Genomic DNA, 20,921 nt, shown 5'->3' on the forward strand with positions numbered 1-20,921 from the left:
CAACGCACTCAATCAGGTGTGCGGCGCACGCGTCAGCTTGACGTCAGCGACCTTCAGTCGCGCGCCAGACACATCGCGATACCCATGCCGCCGCCGATGCACAGCGTGGCAAGGCCCTTCTTCGAATCGCGCTTCTGCATCTCATGCAGCAGCGTCACCAGCACGCGCGCGCCGGAGGCGCCGACCGGATGGCCGATCGCGATCGCGCCGCCGTTGACGTTGACCTTCGAGGTGTCCCAGCCGAGGTCCTTGTTGACGGCGCAGGCCTGCGCCGCGAAGGCCTCGTTGGCCTCGATCAGATCGAGATCGCCGACGTTCCAGCCGGCTCTCTTCAGCGCGAGACGCGAGGCCGGGATCGGGCCCGAGCCCATGATCTTCGGATCAACGCCGGCCTGCGCCCAGGACACGATGCGCGCGAGCGGCTTCTTGCCTTCCTTGGCGGCCTGCTTGGCCGTCATCAGCACCACGGCGGCAGCGCCGTCATTGATGCCCGAGGCCGAGCCCGCGGTGACCGTGCCGTCCTTCTCGAAGGCCGGCTTGAGCTTGGCCATCGCGTCGAGCGTGGCGCCATGGCGCGGATATTCGTCGGCGCTGACGACCACGTCGCCCTTGCGGGTCTTGATGGTGACGGGAACGATCTCGTCGTTGAACTTGCCGGCCTTCTGCGCGGCCTCCGCCTTCTGCTGCGAGGCGACCGCGAACTCGTCCTGCTGGGCGCGGGTGATCTGCCACTGGCGCGCGACGTTCTCGGCGGTGTTGCCCATGTGGTAGCCGTTGAAGGCATCCCACAGGCCGTCCTTGATCATGGTGTCGACCAGTTCGAGGCCGCCCATCTTGACGCCGCCGCGCAGGTGCTGGGCGTGCGGAGCCATGCTCATGGATTCCTGGCCGCCGGCGACCACGATCTCGGAATCGCCGTTGAGCAGCGCCTGGTAGCCGAGCGCGACCGTGCGCAGGCCCGAGCCGCAAAGCTGGTTCACGCCCCAGGCGGGGCTCTCCACGGGAATGCCGGCTATGATCGAGGCTTGGCGGGCCGGGTTCTGACCCTGGGCCGCGGTCAGAATCTGGCCCATGATGACTTCCGAGACCCGACCGGGCTCGATGCCACCGCGCTCCAGCGCGGCCTTGATGGCGACGGCGCCGAGGTCATGGGCGGGAAGGGTCGCGAACGCTCCGTTGAAGCTTCCGACCGGGGTGCGGGCGGCGCTGACGATGACGACATCGTCTGACATGGGGCATCTCCTGGGGCTTGAGGTTCTTGTGAAGGGGCAGGCGGGGCTGGAAAAACGCTCGCCAGTCTCGTCAGCCATCCTGTTAACGTCGTTGAGGCATGTCAATCGGCGGGGGGCCGAATTCATGCCGCAGCGCATTCAAAATAGCGTTCTTGGCGCTTTCGCAAGCACGTTTTTGCTGCCCGATTAACCGTGGCGCACAAAACGGTAGCGTGACCCCTTTGAAAATGCTTATTTTGTTGCGTTGCGTACTCTTCCCGCCCTGCGGCATAGCCCGCCGGGTTCCCGTTCTCAGCGTTTTTGCAAGTGAGAGCCCATGGCGAAATCAGACCAACCCACCACCATCAAGAAATACGCGAACCGCCGGCTCTATAACACCGGAACGAGTACCTACGTGACGCTGGAAGACCTCGCCGCCATGGTCAAGGACGGCGAAGATTTCCTGGTCTACGACGCCAAGACCGGCGACGACATCACCCGCTCCGTGCTGGCCCAGATCATCTTCGAGCAGGAGAACAAGGCCGGCCAGAACCTGCTCCCGACCACCTTCCTGCGCCAGCTGATCCGCTTCTACGGCGACAGCATGCAGATGGTGGTGCCGAAATATCTGGAGCAGTCGATCGCGACGCTGACCCAGGAGCAGGAGAAGTTCCGCAAGCAGATCGCCAACACGCTGTCCGGCACGCCGTTTGCGCCGCTAGAGGAACAGGTCCGCCGCAACATGGAGCTGTTCCAACAGACCTTCTCGATGTTCAAGCCGTTCGCCGCGCCCCGCCCGGCGTCGAGCCCCGAGCCGGAGCCCGATGCGAATGCCGAGGCGCCCAAGGACAGCAACATCGACGATCTGCGCCAGCAGATGAAGGAAATGCAGGAGCGCCTCGAGCGGATGTCGAAGAAGGACGAGTAGGTCCTTCGTTCGTGCCGGCGCGTCCGCAAGCGGCGGACGCGCGAATTGCCAGTTGATCCCGGCAGCGCCGCTTGCGCGCTGCCGCCCCCGGCCAAGGCCGGAGCACACCATGTCCGACCGCACCACGCACTGGGACAACGTCTACGCCACCAAGGGCGAGGCCGAGGTCAGCTGGTATCAGGACAGCCCGGCGATCTCGCTCGCGATGATTCGCGCAGCCAACTCCGATCATGACGCGGCCATCATCGATATCGGCGGCGGCGCATCGCGGCTGGTCGATGCGCTGCTGCAGGACGGATATCGCCATCTTGCCGTGCTCGACCTCTCCGCCAACGCGCTCGACGTTGCGAAGAAGCGCATCGGCCAGGCCGCTTCGACGGTCGAGTGGATCGTCGCCGACGCCACGACATGGCGGCCGACCAGGACTTACGATGTCTGGCACGATCGCGCGGCGTTTCACTTCCTGACTGATCCCGACGACAGAGCGGCCTACGTCGAGCGCCTGCGGGCGGCGGTCGGCGCCGGCGGGCAAGTCATCATCGCGACGTTTGCGCCCGACGGTCCGGAGAAATGCAGCGGCCTGCCGGTGCAGCGCCATGACAGCGCCAGCCTCGCGGCTGAGCTCGGACCGGAGTTTGAACTGGTCGAGGCGCGGAGCGAGACGCACCACACGCCGTGGCAATCGACGCAGGCGTTTCAGTTCAGCCGGTTTCGGAGGCGGGGCTAAAAGTAGCTGTCATGCCCCGGCTTGACCGGGGCATCCAGTACACCGCGGCTTATCGTGGAATCACAGCCGTCTCTGGGATACTGGATCGCCCGGTCAAGCCGGGCGATGACCGCGGAGCAAGTGGCGCGAAAGCGCTCGCAATGACGGAGCTTGCGGAAACAGCGCGTGCCTACGCCGCCAGCTTCACCGCATGCGCGAAGTCCCAATAGAGCTTGCGCGCCTTGGTGTAAAACGGGCCCGGCTTCAGCTCGCGATCGTCGATGCGGATCACCGGCGCGACCTTGGCGAAATTTCCGGATGAGAAAATCTCGTCGGCAGACAGGAAGTCGGCATAGCGCAGCGTCTTCTCGACCACCGTGACGCCGTCGCCGCGAAGCAGGCTGATGACGCGCTGGCGCGTGATACCGTTGAGGAAGGTGCCGTTGGGGACCGGCGTGAACACCACGCCGTCCTTGGCCATGAACACGTTGGAATTACCGAACTCGGCGACATTGCCGAGCATGTCGAGCATCAGCGCGTTCTGGAAACCGCGTGAGGCCGCTTCGGCGAGTGCGCGCGAATTGTTCGGGTAGAGGCAGGCCGCCTTCGCTTCGACCGGCGCGCATTCGGCGGTGGGCCTGCGGAACGGCGACAGCGTGATCGCGTTGCCGACCGGTTTCGGTATCGGCGCCTCGTAGATGCTCAGACACCAGTTGGTGGAGTCGGGATCGAACAGCACGCCGCCGCCGAGCCCGCTCTGCGCCCAGTACATCGGGCGGATATAGAGCTCGGCATTCGCCGCGAAACGCGCGATGCCTTCGTTTGCGAGCGCGAGCCAGGTGCCGGCATCGACCACCGGCTTCAGGCCAAAGCTGATCGCGGATTGATTGGTGCGCGCACAATGACGGTCGAGATCGGGCGCGACGCCCTCGAACGCACGGGCGCCGTCGAACACGACCGAGCCGAGCCAGGCCGCATGTGTGCGCGGCCCCATGATCGGCACATTGCCGTCATGCCATTTGCCCTCGAAGAAGGTCCAGCTCGGTGAATATTCGATGGGCTTCTTGATCTCGGCCATGACCGGCCTCCCTTGGCACGATGCCGCACTATAGCGCCACTATTGGCGGAACTTCTAAACGATTCCCTGCGCAGAAGAGGTAGGTTACCCTTTCCCATGAGGTAGGCCACGCCTTCCCGTAAGGGAGAGAAGGAAGCAGCATGCCGCTCGATCCGCTCGCAAAGCGTTTGTTGACCATGATGGCTGCGGCCGGGCCGCAAGCCCGAAGCCGGCCCAGCGTCGAGGCACGGCGGCAATCGCTGGCAAAGCTGATGCAGTTCGCACGCACTGATGCGCCTGACGTGACCGCGGCCGACGGCATGCTGCCGGGCCCCGGCGGCGAGCTTCCCTACCGGCTCTATTCACCCGCGTCTGCCGGCGAATCCGCGCCGGGCTTCGTGTTCTTCCATGGCGGCGGCCTCGTCGCCGGCAGCATCGCGACGCATGACCGCATCGCCGCAGCGCTGGCGCATGCGACCGGATGCCGCCTGGTCTCGGTCGATTACCGGCTCGCGCCCGAGCACAAGTTTCCCGCTGCCGTGGACGATGCGATCGCTGCGACCGAATGGGTCGCGCGCGAGGCGCCCTCGCTCGGCATCGATGCCGGGCGGCTGGTGGTCGGCGGCGATTCCGCCGGCGCCACATTGGCGGCGATCGTGTGCCAGGAGGCTTTGCAGAACGCCGGCCTCTCCATCGTGGCGCAATGCCTGATCTGCCCGGTGCTGGATTTCGAGGAGACCTCGCCATCGCGCCAGGAATTCGCGGAAGGACACCTGATCGACCGCATCACGATCGAAGCCGACCTCGCCGACTATCTGCCCGAGGGCTTCGATGCCGCCGATCCGCGCATCTCGCCGCTGCGCGCGAGCAAGCTCGCGGGCCTTCCGACCGCGATCATCCACACCGCCGAGTTCGATCCGATGCGCGACGAGGGCAATGCCTATGCGCGCAAGCTTCTCACCGCGGGTGTCGCCGTCGAGCATGTCTGCCACGACGGCATGGTTCACAATTTCCACGCCATGGGTGCGATCCTGCCACAGGCGCAGCTCGTGCTGTCGCAGATCGGCGAGCAGGTCAGGCGGGCGGTGGAGAAGTAAAGGCGTGAATCAAGCGCGCGCGCCGAGCACCGCCCTGGCTGCCACGACATATTCCGGCCAGTGCGCGTCCGCGTAGCGTTCGGCCTGTCGCGCGCAGGTAATATCGGGCGAATGCGCGGCTGCGATGGTGCGCGCGAAGCGCTCTTCGGCGACCGTCACGTCGCCGGGTTCGGCCGACGGCACCGCGGCGGCAACAGCGGCCGGAGCAACAGCGAGCCCCGCCAGACCAGTGAGCAGGATGCGGCGTGACGTGTTCATTTCTGTCGTCCTCCATAGTCCGCCTGCACTGTGGCGGGCGAGTGTGTCAGTGCGATCACGGCAAGGTAACTCCGCACATCCATGCCGTCCATCGTCTGCGGATAGCGCTTGACCGCACGAGCGATCACGTTCCATCTAGCAACGGTTTTGCCATCAAATCGCCACGCGTCGGATCGTCACGTGCCCCATCGCAGCCAATCCCGTCGTCCGGTTTTGCGCGCTGCCGCGACGGGACTGCTTTGTCTGGCGATCCCGGCAGGCGCCGCCTTCGCGGCCGACGATGAGGAGGACAAGCCCGCAAAGCCGGCTGTGCCGAACATCTATCTCGACCTGCGCACCATGTATGCGGCGATCCCGGCGGGCACGCTCGGACTCGGCTTCGGCACCACCTCGCTGTCGGCGGCCTTCGAAGCCCTGGCGGTACGACGCGGCACGACGCTGCTGAACGGCTTGCCGGCGGCCAAAGCCATCGCCGTCGACCTGCCGCTGACCGTCGACGTCACCGATCGCGTCTCGCTCTATGGCGGCGTGTCGGGCTCGACCGTGAACATCGGCAGCGGCTGGTCGTCCTTCGATATCACCAGCTGGAACATCGGCGTGCAAGCCGACCTCTACCAGCAGAATGGCGGCAAGATCCCGACCATCACGCTGCAATCGACGCTGACGCAGTCGGTGCCGAACGAGCAGGGCATGACGAATTCCTTCAACAACATCCTGGAATTCGACTACGCGCTCGACGAGGACGAGACGCGGGGCTGGCTGGCCGGCATGCAATATACCTACACCACCATTGCCAGCCCGCTCGCCAGTATCCGGCCGAACACGATCCTTTATGCCGGCGGCTACTATCAATGGCCGAACAACTGGAAGTTCACCGGGCGGCTCGGCATCCAGTCGTTCGGCGGCGCGCAGTTCGCAGGCCGAACGATAGCGGAGTCCTTCACCCAGCCGACCCTGCGCCTCGACCTCGACCGCATGGACGACAACGACAACCGCCTGTTCGGCATCACCGCGCAGATCGCGTGGACGCCGAAGCCGGCCTACCAGCTAACGCTGCGCACGCCGCTTTATGCGGTGCGTAACTGACCGGGGTCGTAGCGGGATTTACGACAAAGCATGGCGGCCGCTAGCGACCGGCCGGAACAGCCTTCCGTGTTGCCCGTCAACCGATCGTTAATCTTCATCCCAAAACATCGCTTGCGTTACCCCGACGCAAGGAACCTTGCGCGACACTACGCCGACTTTTCACGTCGTTACGCGTCGGAGACTGCGAATGTCCCGCTTGGTTTCGGAACGGACGTTCCTTGCTGGGAAGATCTTCTTCAATTTCGGCCAGTCGTCGATCGATTGCATCGTACGCCGGCTGACCGAGGAGGCCGCGACGCTCGAGATGGAGAGCGGCCTCGGCGTGCCCGAGCGGTTCCAGCTCAGGCTCCCGGGCCGCGAGATTCTGGCCTGCCGCGTGGTCTGGCGATCCGACCGCCAGGTCGGGGTCGCCTTCGAGCAGCCGGGCAGCGAGCGGGCGGCGGGCGAGGAGCGGGAACGCTCGTCCGACGCATTGATGCGCGGCCAGATGCTGGCGCTGCGCGCCGCGCTCGATCATGTGCCGACCGGCATCGTGCTGCTCGACTCTCACCTCAGGGCGCGCCTGATCAACCGGTCGTTTCGCCAGATGTGGCGCCTGCCCGACGAAGTCGCCGACAGCAATCCATCCATTCTCACGCTGCTTCACCACGGACGCGACACCGGCGCCTATGAGGTGCCGGACCCCGAGCTCGATGCCCTGGTGGCGGAGCGCGTTCGCGTGATCGAGGCCGGCGATCCGACCCCGATCGACCTGCGCCGGACCAATGGCGATGTCGTGCGCGTCCAGGTCACGCCGCTGCCCGACGGCGGCCGCATGCTGACCTATACGCCCGTCACCGACATCGTGCGCGCCTCCGACGAGTTGAAGCTGCTGCGGGATGCGCTGGAGAATGTTCAGGACGGCGTGCTCCTTCTCGATGCCGACCTGCACGCGACCTTCATGAACCGGCGAATGCGGCGGTTCTGGGAGGTCAGCGAAGACGAGGCGGCGAGCCGGCCGGCCTATTCGTCGCTGGTGCGGCGCCTGCATCGCGCCAGCGCGCCCAATCTTCCCGGCAGCGAGCTCGCGAAATTTCCGGCGCGGCGCGTCGAGGAGGTCAAGGCCGGCGATCACGTGCGCGACCTGCAGACGCCGGATGGCCGCCGCATCAGGGCCCATTGCACCACGATGTCGAATGGCGGGCGCATGCTGACCTATGTCGACATCACCGATCTGACGCAAAAGGCCGCGATGCTGGAGACGCTCGCCACCACCGATCCGCTCACCGGGCTCTACAACCGCCGCCACTTCCTCGAGAGCCTCGATGCGGAATGGAGCCGCTTCCAGCGCTACTACCGCTCCGTCTCGGTGCTGATGCTCGACATCGACCACTTCAAGTCGGTCAACGATCGTTACGGCCACGCCGTGGGCGACGCCGCGATCAAGGCGGTCGCGGCCGCCTGCCTCGACGGCAAGCGCAAGTCGGACATCGTCGGCCGTCTCGGCGGCGAGGAATTCGCCGTGCTGCTGCCCGAGACCAGCCTGTCCAAGGCAAGGACGGTCGCCGAGCGCATCCGCAAGCGCGTGATGAGCACGCAGGTTTTTGCCGACAAGATCCAGTTCGGCCTCACCGTGAGCATCGGCATCGCCGAGGCCACCGCCAGCATGTCCGGCATCGACGCGCTGATGGGCGCGGCCGATCATGCGCTCTACCAGGCCAAGAGCGAAGGCCGCAATCGCTGCATCGCCTGGGCGCCCCCGCCGCCTGCAGGCAAGGCGGCGGAGTGACCGACGGAAGCTGCGTCTATTCCGGCACCGGCACGTCGAATGTGTTGAGCGTGACCGAGACCATGCAGTAGACGCCGACGAGATAGGACAGCTCGGCCGCGCCGTGCTCGCCGAACTCCTTCACCGCCGCGCGATAGGTCAGCTCCGGCAGCACGCCGCCGCTCACCAGCGCCGAAGCCATGTCATAAGCGACCGCCTCCTGCTTGGTGAGATCGACTGGCCGCTGGCCGGCGACGATGGTCGCGAGCTTCTCGTCGGAAAGGCCGCGCTGCTCGGCCACCAGCACATGGGCATACAGCTCGTAGCCGGAGCGGAAATGCGAGCCGGTGACGAGGATCGCGACCTCGCGTACGGCAGCGGGCAGCAGCGGGTTCGACGCGATCGCCTTGACCAGCTCCCACACCGGCTTGCCGAAGCGCGGCTCGCGGATCCAGGGATTCCAGGGCCCGAGCAGCGCGCCGTCGTCGCGCATGTTCACAAAGCCCTTGAAGTGGTCCTTGATGCCGGCCTGCATGTCGTCATAGAGCGGCTTCTGTTCAGCGGTCAGATCCTTGGGATCGAGAATGGGGAGGCGCACGGCGGGATCTCCTCGTTGAGAAGAGGCAACCGTCACCTGCATGCCTGCGCAAGGCAAGTGAAGTTGCCGTGACGGGCCGTGCCATTTCGTAAATCGCACGAAGATTGCAGCTACGGGGCCTTTGGCCTATGCGCTCTGCGGATTGACGACGTCGTCGACGTCGAGCCTCAAGGGCTCACCTGTCTCAAGGAACGACGACAGCGCCGCCTCGAACGGCGCGGGATCGAGACCGCGCGCCTTCAACCATTCCGGCTCGTAATAGGTTTGCCGGTAGCGCTCGCCGGAATCGCAGATCAGCGTCACCAGCGATCCCGTCACATTCGTCTTGCGCATCTCCGATGCAAGCCGGCACAGCGCCAAAAAATTGGTGCCGGTGGAGCCGCCGACCACGCGCCGCAGCCGGCGCGACAGCACGTTCATCGCCGCGATCGTCGCCGCATCCGGGATCTTCATCATGCGGTCGACGACGCCCGGCACGAAGGACGGCTCGCAGCGGGGACGGCCGACACCCTCGATCAGCGACGGGCGGTCGCAAACGCGGGAACGGTCCTGCGAGCGGAAGCAGTCGAAGAAGGCGGAATGCTCGACATCGGCGACGCAAAGCCGCGTCGGATACTGGCGATAGCGCAAATAGCGTCCGATGGTGGCCGAGGTGCCGCCGGTGCCGGCACCCATCACGATCCAGTCCGGGATCGGCCGCGGCTCGCCCGCCAATTGAGTGAAGATCGATTCAGCGATGTTGTTGTTGCCGCGCCAGTCGGTGGCGCGCTCGGCGAAGGTGAACTGGTCCATGTAATGGCCGTTCAGCCGGGCGGCGAGCGCCGCGGCCTCAGCATAGAGAGCGCGCCCGTCGTCGATCAGATGGCAATTGCCGCCATAATGCTCGATCGCGGCGATCTTCTCCGCCGAGGTCGTCCGCGGCATCACGGCATAGAAGGGCACGCCGATCATCTGCGCGAAATAGGCCTCGGACACCGCTGTCGATCCTGATGACGCCTCGACGACGGGCGTGCCTTCGCGGATGTGGCCGTTGCAGAGCGCATAGAGGAACAGCGAACGCGCCAGGCGATGCTTCAGGCTGCCGGTCGGATGCGTGGATTCGTCCTTCAGATAGATGTCGATGCCGGATAATGCCGGCACGATCAGCCGGATCAGATGCGTGTCGGCCGTGCGGCACTGGTCGGCCTCGATCGCGGCGACGGCCTCGTCGACCCAGCCGCGCCGATAAGATGGCCCGGCCGGATTGTGCTGACGGAAGGGGAATGTCTGCATCGCGTGAATCTCTCATGACGCGGATCGCGCATCAATAGGTCCGGATTTTGTTTTGACGCGTTTTCTGGCGCGAACCGGTTTCCGCTTCGCTGGAAAACGCTTCTCGCTCAAAACTCCAGCGGCGCGTTGTCGACGACCTCCTTCATCACGAAGAAGGTGCGGGTCTGGCGCACGCCGGGCAGCGCGATGAGCTGCTCGCCATGGATGCGGTTGAAGTCCTCCATGTCGCCGACCCGGATCTTGAGGAAGTAGTCGAAGTCGCCGGCGACGAGGTGGCAGTCGAGCACGAATTTCAGCCTGGCGATGGCCTGCTCGAAGATGGCGAAGCTCTCCGGCGTCGAGCGGTCGAGCACGACGCCGACCATGACCAGCGTACCCTTGGCCACCTTCTTCGGGGCGACCATGGCGCGCACAGTGGCGATGAACCCGTCCGCGAACAGGCGCTGGGTGCGGCGATGGCAGGTGGCGGGGCTGATCGCGACCGTTTCGGCCAGCTCGGCATTGCTGAGCCGACCGTTATTTTGCAGCAATCTCAAGATCTTAAGGTCGGTTCGATCCAGTCTGGCGGCCATGGAAGAAGCTTCCGAAAATAAAGATGATCTCGGAAGAAATAGTATCTATTGGCGCCATTGATGCAAGAAGGCACGCAATATCAACGCAATATTTGAGAGCACATTTTCCCACGGCAATGCTAGCCAGATGCCAGATCAACGCCAATCGGGATGACCTGACCATGCTGGAAAAATTCGCGCGCTACCCGCTGACCTTCGGACCGACACCGATCGAGAAGCTGGAGCGGCTGTCGAAGCATCTCGGCGGCAATGTCGAGATCTATGCCAAGCGCGAGGACTGCAATTCCGGCCTCGCCTATGGCGGCAACAAGCTGCGCAAGCTCGAATACATCATTCCGGATGCGATCGCCTCCAATGCGGACACGCTGGTGTCGATCGGCGGCGTGCAGTCCAACCACACCCGCATGATCGCCGCCGTCGCCGCCAAGATCGGCATGAAGTGCCGCCTGGTGCAGGAAGCCTGGGTGCCGCACGAGGACGCCGTCTATGACCGCGTCGGCAACATCATGCTCTCGCGCATCATGGGCGCCGACGTGCGCCTCGTCGACGACGGTTTCGACATCGGCATCCGCAAGAGCTGGGAGCAGGCGATCGAGGAAGTGAAGGCGGCGGGCGGCAAGCCCTACGCGATTCCCGCCGGCGCTTCCGTGCATAAATATGGCGGGCTCGGCTATGTCGGCTTTGCCGAGGAGGTACGCAAGCAGGAAGCCGAGCTCGGCTTCAAGTTCGACTACATCATCGTCTGCACCGTCACGGGCTCCACCCATGCCGGCATGCTGGTGGGCTTCGCCGCCGACGGCCGTGCCCGCAAGGTGATCGGCATCGATGGCTCGTTCACGCCGGCACAGACCAAGGCCCAGGTGCTCTCGATCGCGCAGAACACCGCAAAACTCGTCGAGCTCGGCAAGGACATCGTCGCTGATGACGTCGTGCTGATCGAGGACTATGCCTATCCCGCCTATGGCGTGCCGTCCGAAGAGACCAAGGAGGCGATCCGCCTCACCGCGCGTCTCGAAGCCATGATCACCGACCCCGTCTATGAAGGCAAATCGATGCAGGGCCTGATCGACCTGACCAAGAAGGGCTATTTCGAGAAGGGCGCGAAGATTCTCTACGCCCATCTCGGCGGCGCGCCGGCGCTGAATGGCTACGGCTACGCTTTCCGGAACGGCTGAGCTGGGTCTCGCCTCCCCCCAATGTCGTCCTGGCGAAAGCCAGGACCCATTACCCGACTGCCAATTGTTGCGACTCACTGGGCCAACCAGCGTGCCTTTTCCCACGGCCTGTGGCTATGGATCCCGGATCTGCGCGCGCTTTAGGCGCGCTTGTCCGGGATGACGATGTGGAGAGATCGGGGCGCCCTTACCGCGTCCTGATGATCTGCAGCAGCTCGTCGCCGTAATGCTCGAGCTTCTTGTCGCCGATGCCCGGCACGTTGCGCAGCTCGTCCAGCGTGGTCGGCCAGGCCCGCACGATGCCGTCGATGGTGGCATCGTGCAGCACTACATAGGCCGGTACACCGCGCTCGCGTGCGACGTCCGAGCGCCAGGATCGCAAGCGCGCACGCAATTCGGGATCGACATCGCCCTGCGGCGCGTTTGCGGCCGGCGCAAGATCGCCGCGCCGGGATTTCGCACGGCTTGACCGGATGCGGCTGCCGGGTGCCTCCTCGCGCAGCCAGACTTCCGTTTCTCCGCGCAGCACGCCGCGCGCGGACTCCGTCAGCTTCAGCGCGCCATAGGCCTCGCTGTCGCTCTGCAAATGGCCCATCGCCACCAGCTGCCGCAGCACTGTGCGCCACTGCTTCTCGTTGAGCTCGCGCCCGATAGCGAACACCGACAGCTTGTCATGGCCGAACTGCGTCACCTTCTCGGTCAGGCGCCCGATCAGCACATCGATCAGGTGCATCGCGCCGAAGCGTTGCCCGGTGCGATAGGCGCAGGACAGCAGCTTTTGCGCCAGCACCTTGCCGTCGCGCATCTTTGGCGGCGTCAGGCAATTGTCGCAATTGCCGCAGCTCTCGCCCTGCACGGTCTCGCCGAAATAGCCGAGCAGCCGCTTGCGTCGGCAATGCGCAGTCTCGGCGAGGCCAACCAGCGCATCGAGTTTGCGGATCGAGACCCGCTTGAAATCCTCGGACCCGGCCGACTCGTCGATCATGCGGCGCTGCTGCACGATGTCGGAGAGGCCGTAGGCCATCCAGGCCGCCGACGGCTTGCCGTCGCGCCCGGCGCGTCCCGTCTCCTGGTAATAGGCCTCGATGCTCTTGGGCAGGTCGAGATGGGCGACGAAGCGCACGTCGGGCTTGTCGATGCCCATGCCGAAGGCGATGGTCGCGACGATGACGATGCCGTCCTCGTTGAGGAAGCGATCCTGGTTGCGCGAGCGCACGCTGCTGTCGAGGCCCGCATGATAGGGCAGCGCGGCAATGCCGGCCTCGTCGAGCGCGGCGGCGACCTCCTCGACCCGGTTGCGCGACAGGCAATAGACCACGCCGGCATCGCCCGCATGACGCTCGCGGATGAATTCCTTGAGCTGCGACACCGCGTTGCGCTTGTCGACGATCTCGTAGCGGATGTTGGGGCGATCGAAGCTGGAGACGAATTGCGGGGAACCGGCAAGCTGCAGCCGATCGACGATCTCCTTGCGCGTCAGCTCGTCGGCGGTCGCGGTGAGCGCGATACGCGGCACGTCGGGAAAGCGCTCGGCGATGATGGAGAGGCCGACATATTCGGGGCGGAAGTCGTGGCCCCATTGCGAGACGCAATGCGCCTCGTCGATCGCGAACAGCGCCACTTTCGCCTGCGCCAGCAGCGACAGGCAGCGCGGCGTGACCAGCCGTTCCGGCGCGACATAGAGCAGGTCGAGATCGCCTGCGATCAGGCGGCGCTCAACGTCGGAGGCTTCCTGCGGCGACAGCGACGAGTTGAGCGCGGCGGCGTTGACGCCGGCCTCCAGCAGGCCCGCGACCTGGTCGCGCATCAGCGCGATCAACGGCGAGACCACGATGCCGCAGCCTTCGCGCAGCAAGGACGGCAGCTGGTAACACAGCGACTTGCCGCCGCCGGTCGGCATCAACACGAGGCAATTGCCGCCGTCGGTGACGTGCCGGATGATGTCGCCCTGCGCCCCGCGAAACCCCGGCAGACCGAACACCGAATGCAGCACCGACAGCGCATCGCGGCCGTTGGCCGGCGCGGGCAGCGGAGCGGTGGATGGAGCGTTCATGGGTGTATCGGAGCGAGGCCGCGGGATTCGTCACAAGGCCAGTCGCATGGCGGAGCGGCCGTGGCAAGTCCATCTTGCCCCTCTCCCCTTGCAAGACGGGGGCTGGCACCGCGAGCACGGAATCGTAGGGTGGGCAAAGGCGCACTTGCGCCGTGCCCACCATCGATCCGACACTGCAACAGAAGCCGTGGGCACGCTTCGCTTTGCCCACCCTACGATATCTGTGGTCAAGGATAGAACCCCTCATCTCCCGCACGCGGAGAAGGAAAAGCAGCTACGCCCCGATTCGTCGCAGCGCCTCTGCGACGGTCACGATCGGCATGTTGCGCTTTCCGGCCGCCTCCAGCGCGTGGCGCATCAAATGCGGCGTGCAGCCATAGGGGCTCGGCGCGCTGGCGACGTCGTGACTGTAGAAGATGAGCCAGCCGCCGCTTGCGACCGCCTCGTCGAAATAGCGATCGACGCCTGCCGGATCGATCTCGCAATCGACCAGCGGCGAGGCGCGCAGGAACTGGAGGTCGATGACGTCGCGGTTGACACCGGGAAGAATGCCGCGCGCGGAGCGGAACGCCTTCGCCAGCTGCGGCTTGCGCCAGACCGAGGCGATCCCATAGGGGTAGGCGAAATTCTCCAGCGTGATCGACGAATCGATGCCGCGGAAATGGCTGCGGTTCCGCTCGATCTCGCCGGCCATGGCGGCCTCGTCGAGATTCGCCGAGCTCTGATGCGAGAAGGTGTGGCAGGCAATCTCGTGGCCGGCACGGTGAAGCCGGACGATCGCGTCGCGCGACAGCCCATGCCAGTGATCCGACGGCTGATCGATCAGGCTGCCGGCGATGTAGTACGTGCCGCGGCCGCCATGCGCCTCGAGCAGCGAGGCGCCCTCGCCGGCGGCGCTGTCGGGCGCATCGTCGAAGGTGAAGCTCACCATCGGCGCATGCGCAGGCAGCCGGTGCGGCGCGGCACGAAAATGCCGGGCCAGCCGATTACTCACGCGTCCCTGGAGTGCCGACCACACGACAGCGCTTCCTGTGATTCCGTATTTCTCTACTGAAACATTCGCGCGCCGGCTGAGGCAAGCCTAACGCTTTGGTAATCCTAACGCGGAACCAACGCCCTTTGGACTAGCGCGCCAGGACCGAGGCGTCGGCTTCCGCGCCGAGATATTGCAGCCAGTTGCGGAATAGCGCCGCCGCCGCGCTGCCAGCGGCGATATCGGCGCGTAAATTCAGCGCCGGCAGGTCGTTGGTCAGCGCCGGATGACGCTCCTGCCTCGCCCGCTTCTCGAAGCGAGCCAGCTTCTCTTCGGTGACTGCGTCAAAATAGCTCACGGGCACGTGCGGGTAATTCTCGCGCTCGCGCGCGAGGTAGCGGCCCACGTCGCGCAGATATTCGCGCTGAAGCGACAGCGCGTCATATTCCGGATGCCCCTGGAAGAACACGAAGCGGCTGGCATATTGGCGCACGAAGACGTCGACCCCGGCGTCGGCCGAGCGGGTCAGCACTTGGTAGCCGGCCTGCACGAGGTCGCTCTCGGCGATCTCGTTCAGGCGCGAATGCGAGACCTTGAGCGGGGCAGGCGCCGCGCGCGTGAGGGAATCATCCGCCACCGCTTCGCAGTCGAAGATGCCGTGACACTTGGCCGGTAGGCGGCGCCGTTCGATACCGTCGAGATGCAGCACCGCCGCGTGCGCGGCAAGGCATGACCAGATCGTCGAGCGCGTGTTGGTCCTGGCCCAGTCGATGAGATCGGTGAGATCGCGCCAGTATGGTTCCTGATGCAGCTCGGGCGCGACCGGCTCGGCGCCGGTCACGATCAGCCCGTCGAATTGCCTGCGCTTGAGATCCGCGAGATCGGAATATTCGCTCTCGACGTGCCATTTCGCTTCCGGCGACCGCTTGACCGACGGCAGCGAGAAGCAGTGGAAGCGGATGCGGCGCGGGCCCGCGGCGGCCTGCAGCAGCTTCATGAACTGCCGCTCGGTCGCCTTCAGCGCCGGATCAGGCATGTTGTTGATCAGTCCGATCGTGAGCTCCGGGCCGGCATGATCGCGCGCCAGATCGCCCTCGGCCGGCACCAGTGCCGGGCTCGATATGCCTTGATCCCTGTCGATCAAGATCGTCATCGAACCGTCCGCCTACTCCGCGGCCTGGAGGCGCGACGACGGACAGGCTTTCTCCAGCGCCTGGTCGATGTCCTCGATGATATCAGAGGAATGCTCGATGCCGATCGACAGGCGGATCGTCTCCGGCAGCACGCCGGCGGCGCGCTGCTGCTCCACCGACATCTGCCGGTGCGTGGTCGAGGCCGGATGGCAGGCCAGCGACTTGGCATCGCCGATATTGACGAGGCGCGTGATCAGCTTCAGCGCATCATAGAAGGTCTTGCCGGCTTCCATGCCGCCCTTGATGCCGAACGTGAACAGCGACGAGGCGTTGCCGTCGAGATACTTTTGGACGAACGGGTAGTAGGGGCTGTCGGAGAAGCCTGTGTAGTTCACCCAGGCAACGCGCGGATCATCGCGGAGGAATTCGGCGACCTTGCGGGCGTTCTCGACATGGCGCTCCATGCGCAGCGCCACGGTCTCGATGCCCTGGAGCAGCAGGAAGGCGTTGAACGGCGACAGCACCGAGCCCATGGTGCGCTGATAGACGCTGCGCGCGCGCTCGATATAGGCGGTGCGGCCGAAGCGCTCGGCATAGACGAGGCCGTGATAGGAGGCATCCGGCTTGTTGTAGGCGGGGAAGCGATCGGCGTATTTCGCCCACGGGAAATTTCCGGAATCGACAATGGCACCGCCGAGCGTGGTGCCGTGACCGCCCAGGAACTTGGTCAGCGAGTGCACGGCGATGTCGGCGCCGTAGTCGAACGGCTTGAGCAGGATCGGGGTCGCGACCGTGTTGTCGACGATGAGCGGCACACCATGCGCATGCGCGATTTTCGCCAGCGCCTCGATGTCGCAGACATTGCCGGCGGGATTACCGATGGTTTCGGCGAACACCGCGCGGGTATTCTCGTCGATCAGCTTCTCGATGGCATCGGGCTTGTCGCTCTCGGCGAAGCGGCCGGTGATGCCCTGGCGCGGCAGGATGTGCGAGAGCAGCGTGTGCGTGGTGCCGTAGAGCTGCGGCACGGAAACGATGTTGCCACCGTGGTCGGCGACATTGACGAAGGCAAAATGCAGTGCGGCCTGGCCGGTCGCGACCGCGAGCGCGCCGACACCGCCCTCGAGCTCGGCGATGCGCTTCTCCAGCACAGCGCTGGTCGGATTGGCGATGCGGCTGTAGCGGAAGCCCTCGGCTTCGAGATTGAACAGGGCCGCGCCATGATCGGCGCTGTCGAAAGAGTAGGCCGCGGTCTGGTAGATCGGCACGGCGACCGCGTGCGTGGTGGCTTCGGGTTCGTAGCCGGCGTGAATAGCGATCGTTTCGTTGCGCATCGTGCCACCTCCGCGTGGAGCGGGCCGCACTTATTGGCCTATATGAGGCGTGTGCGTTGTCCGCCGTCCCTCTGTTAGAGGCGGGTGGTAAAGCGGACAATAATTCGCGTAGAGATAGAGGAAGTAACCCTAACGGTTGTTGGTGAATTGGCTAAAATTCGCGTTAAATTGAATTAACGAATGGCGAGCCGGCGATGGCCCACCGCGACACCTTCCTTCTCGTTCTTGCGGGACACGGTGGCATAGGTCGCCGCCGGTCGTCCCTTCGTGAGAACGCCGATGCGTCGCATCGGCCATGGCATCGGGTGAGCGTCTCCAACACGCACGCTCCATCGACATCGCGATGTCGTCGCAACTGCAGATGGCGATGCTTTGTCGACATCCATGCGACCGGCTTCAGACCATGAGGCGCATCTCTTCGAACAATGACGACTCGCGGAAAGCGATGCACGATGATCGCGGCATCGTCTACCACGCCGTCCTCGCTTACTGCCGGTTGAAGCACTCTTGGTTGGCGCGGCATCCTTGCAATTGAAGGCAAGCCTTCGAGAGGTCAAGCACCCCGGATTACTACGGAAGCGCGCCGCGCGCCGTGCGCGAAATCGCCTATTTTTCTCGAGGATTTTCTCTCACCGGCGACACGATCGGAAACGCCGCAGACACGCACGCTCACACCACGGTCAACCGTTGCGTAAGTTCCACGATGCTAGCATCCGCGCATTGCTTTCATTCAAGGATGCGCTGCTTGCCCACTGCCACCGGGAATGCCCATGGCCTGCTCTCGCGCTTCGTCTCCGACCGGCGCGGCAACATCGCCGTCATCTTCGCGCTGGCGCTGGTGCCGCTGCTGTCCTTCGTCGGCGCGGCCGTCGACTATTCCCTCGCCGCACGGGCGCGCGCGAGACTGATGGCTGCGCTCGACACCGCCGTGCTGGTCGCCACCGCGAAGAGCGAGATCACCAAGAGCGCGTCGGCCGCACAGAGCGACGCCCTGAACACTTTCGCCGGACAGATGTCCGCGTACGGCCTGGCGACGAGCTCGGTGACCATCACCGTGACCGACAGCGTCACCACCCGCACCGCCACGGGAACGGCGTCATCGTCCGTGACGACCTATTTCATGGGAATCGTCGGTTACAAGACCATGGCGATCTCGGCAAGTTCGAGCGCGGCGGCCTCGCTGCCGTCCTATATCGACTTCTACGTGCTGCTGGACAACTCGCCGTCGCAGGGGCTCGGCGCCACCACGGCCGACATGACTGCGTTACAGAATGCGACATCCGACAGCTGCGCCTTCGCCTGCCACGACATCTACACGTCGAGCTCGAAGAAGACCAAGCAGACCAACAGCTATTATTCGATCGCGAAGAACCTCGGGATCAAGATGCGGATCGACCTGGTGCGGGATGCGACGCAATCGCTGACGGACACGGCGACTGCGAGCCAGCTCGTCAGCAACCAGTACCGGATGGCTGTCTACACCATGGGCAGCGATTGCGCCTCGATCGGCCTGACCACGATCTCGGCGCTGACATCGAGTCTGTCTTCGGTGAAGACGGCGGTTTCCGCCGTCGACCTGATGACGATTCCCTACACCAATTACAACAACGACATGTGCACGGATTTCGACGGCATTCTGTCGTCGATGAACGGCGCGATTCCGACACCCGGCGACGGCTCCTCGTCCTCGCCGCAGAAATGGCTGTTCTTCGTGTCGGACGGTGTGGCCGACTATTACTATCCCTCGACCTGCACCAAGACCGTGATCTCCTCGTCGGGCCGATGCCAGGAGCCGCTGACGACGACGATCTGCGACACCATCAAGGCGCGCGGCGTCAAGATCGCCGTGCTCTACACCACCTATCTCGCGATCACCAACAACAGCTGGTACAACACCTACATCGCGCCATGGCGCAGCTCGATCGCGACCAAGATGCAGGTCTGCGCGACGTCGGGCTATTACTACGAGGTCTCGAGCGACTCGAGCATCACCGATGCGCTCAACGCACTGTTCCAGAAGGCGATCGCCTCCGCGCATCTGACCAACTGACCGGCCTCTGCGGGCCCCGCGCCTGACGCGGAGCCCTTGCGCATGGCATCAGGCCATCGTCTCCCAAAGGCGATGGGCGATCACACCGGCACGCTTCTCGATCGCGGCTGCGGCATCGAGCGCGAGGTCCTCACGATAGCGGCCGGCAATGAGTTGCACACCGATCGGCTTGCCCGCGTGGACGGCGACCGGCACCACCGCGCCGGGCAGGCCCAGCACGTTGATCGCGGAGATGAAGCGAATCTCGCCCCAGAAGATCTCCTGCACGCGCTCGGCGCTGACCGTGTCCTCGCGTGGGCCCGGCGTCGGCTGCACCGTGGTCGGTGCCAGCACGACCGGATAGTCTTCGAAGAACAACTGCCAGGCACGGATGTGGCCGTTGCGCGCGGCCGTCGCCTGCATCCAGGCCTTGAGATCGAGCCCATTGGCCTTGGCCCTCATGCCGCCCCAGGCCTTGTGGAAGTCCTCGGTCGTGACCTTCAGCATGCCGGCCTCCTGCATCACCACCGTCTCGTTGGTGATGATGTCGCACCAGGTCTGCCAGACGCCGTTGATGTCGGGCACCTCGACCTCGGTGACGCGGTAGCCCGCGCGTTCCAGGTGATCGGCGGCCTGCCGCAGCGCCGCAGCGACCTGGGGATCGACGTCCATGTCGTCGGGGATCTTCGCCAGCGCGACCTTGATCGGCCCCTTCGGCTTTGGTCCCACCAGTGGCGCCGGCACCCACCAGGGATCGCGCGGGTCACGCTGGCTCATCGCCTCCAGCGCAAGGCGAACATCGGCGACATGGCGGGCGAGCGGCCCCTGCGCCGACATCAGATGCGCCAGCATCGGCCGCTCGGCCGTTGCGCTTCCGTTGAAGGCGGGGATGCGGCCCTGCGTCGGCTTGATGGTGGCAACGCCGTTGCAATGCGCCGGCCAGCGCAGCGAGCCGCCGATATCGTTGCCATGGGCGATGGTGCCGATGCCGGCGGCAACCGCCGAACCCGCGCCACCCGACGAGCCGCCGCAGGTGATATCGGGATCCCAGGGATTGAGCGTCAGGCCGTGCAAGGGATTGTCGGTGAAGCCGCGGAAGGAGAATTCCGGCGTGTTGGTGAGACCAATGACGATGGCGCCCGCCTTCCTCAGGTTGCGGACGACAGGCGAATCCGACGGCGCGATGAGGTCCTTGTTCGCCGGCACGCCGTTGAAGTTCGGCCGCCCCTCATAGTCGACGTTCTCCTTGATGGTGATGGGCACGCCGTGCAGGAGGCCGAGCTCGCCGCCCTTGGCGCGCTGCTTGTCCGCCGCATGCGCCGCCTTCAGCGCCTCCGCGCCGAGATCGACGACGACCGCATTCAGCCTGGGATTGACGGCGCGCATCCGGTCCAGATGCGCCTCGACGGTCTCGACGGCGGAGATTGCGCCGGATCGGATCGCGGCCGCGGTCTCGACCGCAGACCATTGCCAGACCGATCCCTTGGGACGGCGCGCGGTGGTCGATTTGCGCGGTGCGGCCTTCCTGACTGTCTTCTTCGCGGTTTTCGCGACGGTGCCCTTTCGGGCGGTGCTCGTCTTGTTGGGGGTCTTCGTTACTTTCTTTGCAGTACTTTTCTTCTTGGTCGCCGCCTTCTTCGCCACGTCGCATCTCCAAAAAATTGCGCCGCGGAGGTTATGGAGGTCATGCGA

At 65.0% G+C, this 20,921-nt stretch carries 19 protein-coding genes; 7 read left to right on the top strand and 12 right to left on the bottom strand.

Annotated features, from left to right (window positions below; all coding sequences use genetic code 11):
- Window positions 1-53: 53 nt before the first annotated feature.
- Complete coding sequence (locus XH79_RS04120) at window positions 54-1,232, bottom strand: acetyl-CoA C-acetyltransferase (protein ID WP_212347364.1); 1,179 nt, start codon at window positions 1,230-1,232, stop codon at window positions 54-56.
- A 316-nt stretch (window positions 1,233-1,548) separates the two neighbouring features.
- On the opposite strand from XH79_RS04120, the gene phaR reads away from it, so the two are divergent.
- Window positions 1,549-2,139, top strand: coding sequence for a polyhydroxyalkanoate synthesis repressor PhaR (gene phaR / locus XH79_RS04125; RefSeq protein WP_271580796.1), 591 nt, complete (start codon window positions 1,549-1,551; stop codon window positions 2,137-2,139).
- A 109-nt stretch (window positions 2,140-2,248) separates the two neighbouring features.
- Window positions 2,249-2,866 carry a class I SAM-dependent methyltransferase gene (locus XH79_RS04130; RefSeq protein WP_271580797.1) on the top strand — a complete coding sequence of 206 codons (618 nt, stop codon included), beginning with the start codon at window positions 2,249-2,251 and terminating at the stop codon, window positions 2,864-2,866.
- A gap of 169 nt (window positions 2,867-3,035) precedes the next feature.
- Here XH79_RS04130 and XH79_RS04135 read toward each other — a convergent pair whose 3' ends face one another.
- The gene (locus XH79_RS04135) at window positions 3,036-3,923 is read right to left on the bottom strand and encodes a branched-chain amino acid aminotransferase (RefSeq protein WP_212347356.1); all 888 of its coding nucleotides are present in this window, start codon (window positions 3,921-3,923) and stop codon (window positions 3,036-3,038) included.
- A 140-nt stretch (window positions 3,924-4,063) separates the two neighbouring features.
- On the opposite strand from XH79_RS04135, the gene XH79_RS04140 reads away from it, so the two are divergent.
- On the top strand, window positions 4,064-4,999 hold the full coding sequence (locus XH79_RS04140) for an alpha/beta hydrolase (protein ID WP_212347353.1): 936 nt from the start codon (window positions 4,064-4,066) through the stop codon (window positions 4,997-4,999).
- Between the two features lie 9 nt (window positions 5,000-5,008).
- Here the strand turns inward: XH79_RS04140 and XH79_RS04145 are convergent, their stop codons facing one another.
- Window positions 5,009-5,257, bottom strand: a complete 249-nt coding sequence (locus XH79_RS04145) for a hypothetical protein (protein WP_212347350.1) — start codon at window positions 5,255-5,257, stop codon at window positions 5,009-5,011.
- A gap of 213 nt (window positions 5,258-5,470) precedes the next feature.
- On the opposite strand from XH79_RS04145, the gene XH79_RS04150 reads away from it, so the two are divergent.
- Together XH79_RS04150 and XH79_RS04155 are read left to right on the top strand one after the other, a co-directional pair.
- The gene (locus tag XH79_RS04150) at window positions 5,471-6,343 is read left to right on the top strand and encodes a hypothetical protein (protein WP_212347565.1); all 873 of its coding nucleotides are present in this window, start codon (window positions 5,471-5,473) and stop codon (window positions 6,341-6,343) included.
- Window positions 6,344-6,530: 187 nt separating this feature from the next.
- Window positions 6,531-8,111, top strand: coding sequence for a sensor domain-containing diguanylate cyclase (locus tag XH79_RS04155; RefSeq protein ID WP_271580798.1), 1,581 nt, complete (start codon window positions 6,531-6,533; stop codon window positions 8,109-8,111).
- A gap of 16 nt (window positions 8,112-8,127) precedes the next feature.
- Here the strand turns inward: XH79_RS04155 and XH79_RS04160 are convergent, their stop codons facing one another.
- From XH79_RS04160 to XH79_RS04170, 3 genes are all read right to left on the bottom strand, one after another.
- Complete coding sequence (locus tag XH79_RS04160; protein ID WP_026312077.1) at window positions 8,128-8,688, bottom strand: carboxymuconolactone decarboxylase family protein; 561 nt, start codon at window positions 8,686-8,688, stop codon at window positions 8,128-8,130.
- A gap of 126 nt (window positions 8,689-8,814) precedes the next feature.
- Window positions 8,815-9,960, bottom strand: a complete 1,146-nt coding sequence (locus tag XH79_RS04165; protein ID WP_271580799.1) for a PLP-dependent cysteine synthase family protein — start codon at window positions 9,958-9,960, stop codon at window positions 8,815-8,817.
- 107 nt (window positions 9,961-10,067) lie between these two features.
- Window positions 10,068-10,532: an Lrp/AsnC family transcriptional regulator gene (locus XH79_RS04170; protein WP_212347337.1), complete on the bottom strand. Its 465-nt coding sequence runs from the start codon at window positions 10,530-10,532 to the stop codon at window positions 10,068-10,070.
- Between the two features lie 161 nt (window positions 10,533-10,693).
- On the opposite strand from XH79_RS04170, the gene XH79_RS04175 reads away from it, so the two are divergent.
- Window positions 10,694-11,707 carry a 1-aminocyclopropane-1-carboxylate deaminase gene (locus XH79_RS04175; RefSeq protein ID WP_271580800.1) on the top strand — a complete coding sequence of 338 codons (1,014 nt, stop codon included), beginning with the start codon at window positions 10,694-10,696 and terminating at the stop codon, window positions 11,705-11,707.
- A gap of 187 nt (window positions 11,708-11,894) precedes the next feature.
- Here the strand turns inward: XH79_RS04175 and recQ are convergent, their stop codons facing one another.
- The 5 genes from recQ to XH79_RS04200 form a co-directional block, all read right to left on the bottom strand.
- Window positions 11,895-13,760 carry a DNA helicase RecQ gene (gene recQ / locus XH79_RS04180; RefSeq protein WP_212347332.1) on the bottom strand — a complete coding sequence of 622 codons (1,866 nt, stop codon included), beginning with the start codon at window positions 13,758-13,760 and terminating at the stop codon, window positions 11,895-11,897.
- A 274-nt stretch (window positions 13,761-14,034) separates the two neighbouring features.
- A complete protein-coding gene (locus tag XH79_RS04185) occupies window positions 14,035-14,778 on the bottom strand; it encodes a polysaccharide deacetylase family protein (protein WP_333938783.1) in 744 nt (247 codons plus the stop codon).
- A 106-nt stretch (window positions 14,779-14,884) separates the two neighbouring features.
- Window positions 14,885-15,886, bottom strand: a complete 1,002-nt coding sequence (metA, locus tag XH79_RS04190; protein WP_271580802.1) for a homoserine O-succinyltransferase MetA — start codon at window positions 15,884-15,886, stop codon at window positions 14,885-14,887.
- 12 nt (window positions 15,887-15,898) lie between these two features.
- The gene (locus XH79_RS04195) at window positions 15,899-17,200 is read right to left on the bottom strand and encodes an O-acetylhomoserine aminocarboxypropyltransferase/cysteine synthase family protein (protein WP_212347326.1); all 1,302 of its coding nucleotides are present in this window, start codon (window positions 17,198-17,200) and stop codon (window positions 15,899-15,901) included.
- Window positions 17,201-17,373: 173 nt separating this feature from the next.
- Window positions 17,374-17,502: a hypothetical protein gene (locus XH79_RS04200; protein ID WP_271580803.1), complete on the bottom strand. Its 129-nt coding sequence runs from the start codon at window positions 17,500-17,502 to the stop codon at window positions 17,374-17,376.
- 434 nt (window positions 17,503-17,936) lie between these two features.
- On the opposite strand from XH79_RS04200, the gene XH79_RS04205 reads away from it, so the two are divergent.
- Window positions 17,937-19,250, top strand: coding sequence for a TadE/TadG family type IV pilus assembly protein (locus XH79_RS04205; RefSeq protein ID WP_271580804.1), 1,314 nt, complete (start codon window positions 17,937-17,939; stop codon window positions 19,248-19,250).
- Window positions 19,251-19,298: 48 nt separating this feature from the next.
- Here the strand turns inward: XH79_RS04205 and XH79_RS04210 are convergent, their stop codons facing one another.
- Window positions 19,299-20,873 carry an amidase family protein gene (locus tag XH79_RS04210; RefSeq protein WP_212347322.1) on the bottom strand — a complete coding sequence of 525 codons (1,575 nt, stop codon included), beginning with the start codon at window positions 20,871-20,873 and terminating at the stop codon, window positions 19,299-19,301.
- Window positions 20,874-20,921 lie beyond the last annotated feature (48 nt).

This window comes from Bradyrhizobium sp. CCBAU 45389, from assembly GCF_028128625.1.
In the GTDB taxonomy this organism is placed as follows: Bacteria; Pseudomonadota; Alphaproteobacteria; order Rhizobiales; family Xanthobacteraceae; genus Bradyrhizobium; species Bradyrhizobium liaoningense_B.

What these genes read in the sequence shown, in the direction of transcription:
- XH79_RS04205 (WP_271580804.1), top strand. Translation starts at nt 17,937, where the DNA reads ATGCGCTGCTTGCCCACTGCCACCGGGAATGCCCATGGCCTGCTCTCG.
- XH79_RS04175 (WP_271580800.1), top strand. Translation starts at nt 10,694, where the DNA reads ATGCTGGAAAAATTCGCGCGCTACCCGCTGACCTTCGGACCGACACCG.
- XH79_RS04165 (WP_271580799.1), bottom strand. Translation starts at nt 9,960, where the DNA reads ATGCAGACATTCCCCTTCCGTCAGCACAATCCGGCCGGGCCATCTTAT.
- XH79_RS04170 (WP_212347337.1), bottom strand. Translation starts at nt 10,532, where the DNA reads ATGGCCGCCAGACTGGATCGAACCGACCTTAAGATCTTGAGATTGCTG.
- XH79_RS04120 (WP_212347364.1), bottom strand. Translation starts at nt 1,232, where the DNA reads ATGTCAGACGATGTCGTCATCGTCAGCGCCGCCCGCACCCCGGTCGGA.
- XH79_RS04130 (WP_271580797.1), top strand. Translation starts at nt 2,249, where the DNA reads ATGTCCGACCGCACCACGCACTGGGACAACGTCTACGCCACCAAGGGC.
- XH79_RS04195 (WP_212347326.1), bottom strand. Translation starts at nt 17,200, where the DNA reads ATGCGCAACGAAACGATCGCTATTCACGCCGGCTACGAACCCGAAGCC.
- XH79_RS04155 (WP_271580798.1), top strand. Translation starts at nt 6,531, where the DNA reads ATGTCCCGCTTGGTTTCGGAACGGACGTTCCTTGCTGGGAAGATCTTC.
- XH79_RS04145 (WP_212347350.1), bottom strand. Translation starts at nt 5,257, where the DNA reads ATGAACACGTCACGCCGCATCCTGCTCACTGGTCTGGCGGGGCTCGCT.
- metA (WP_271580802.1), bottom strand. Translation starts at nt 15,886, where the DNA reads ATGACGATCTTGATCGACAGGGATCAAGGCATATCGAGCCCGGCACTG.
- XH79_RS04135 (WP_212347356.1), bottom strand. Translation starts at nt 3,923, where the DNA reads ATGGCCGAGATCAAGAAGCCCATCGAATATTCACCGAGCTGGACCTTC.
- XH79_RS04200 (WP_271580803.1), bottom strand. Translation starts at nt 17,502, where the DNA reads ATGCCATGGCCGATGCGACGCATCGGCGTTCTCACGAAGGGACGACCG.
- XH79_RS04140 (WP_212347353.1), top strand. Translation starts at nt 4,064, where the DNA reads ATGCCGCTCGATCCGCTCGCAAAGCGTTTGTTGACCATGATGGCTGCG.
- phaR (WP_271580796.1), top strand. Translation starts at nt 1,549, where the DNA reads ATGGCGAAATCAGACCAACCCACCACCATCAAGAAATACGCGAACCGC.
- recQ (WP_212347332.1), bottom strand. Translation starts at nt 13,760, where the DNA reads ATGAACGCTCCATCCACCGCTCCGCTGCCCGCGCCGGCCAACGGCCGC.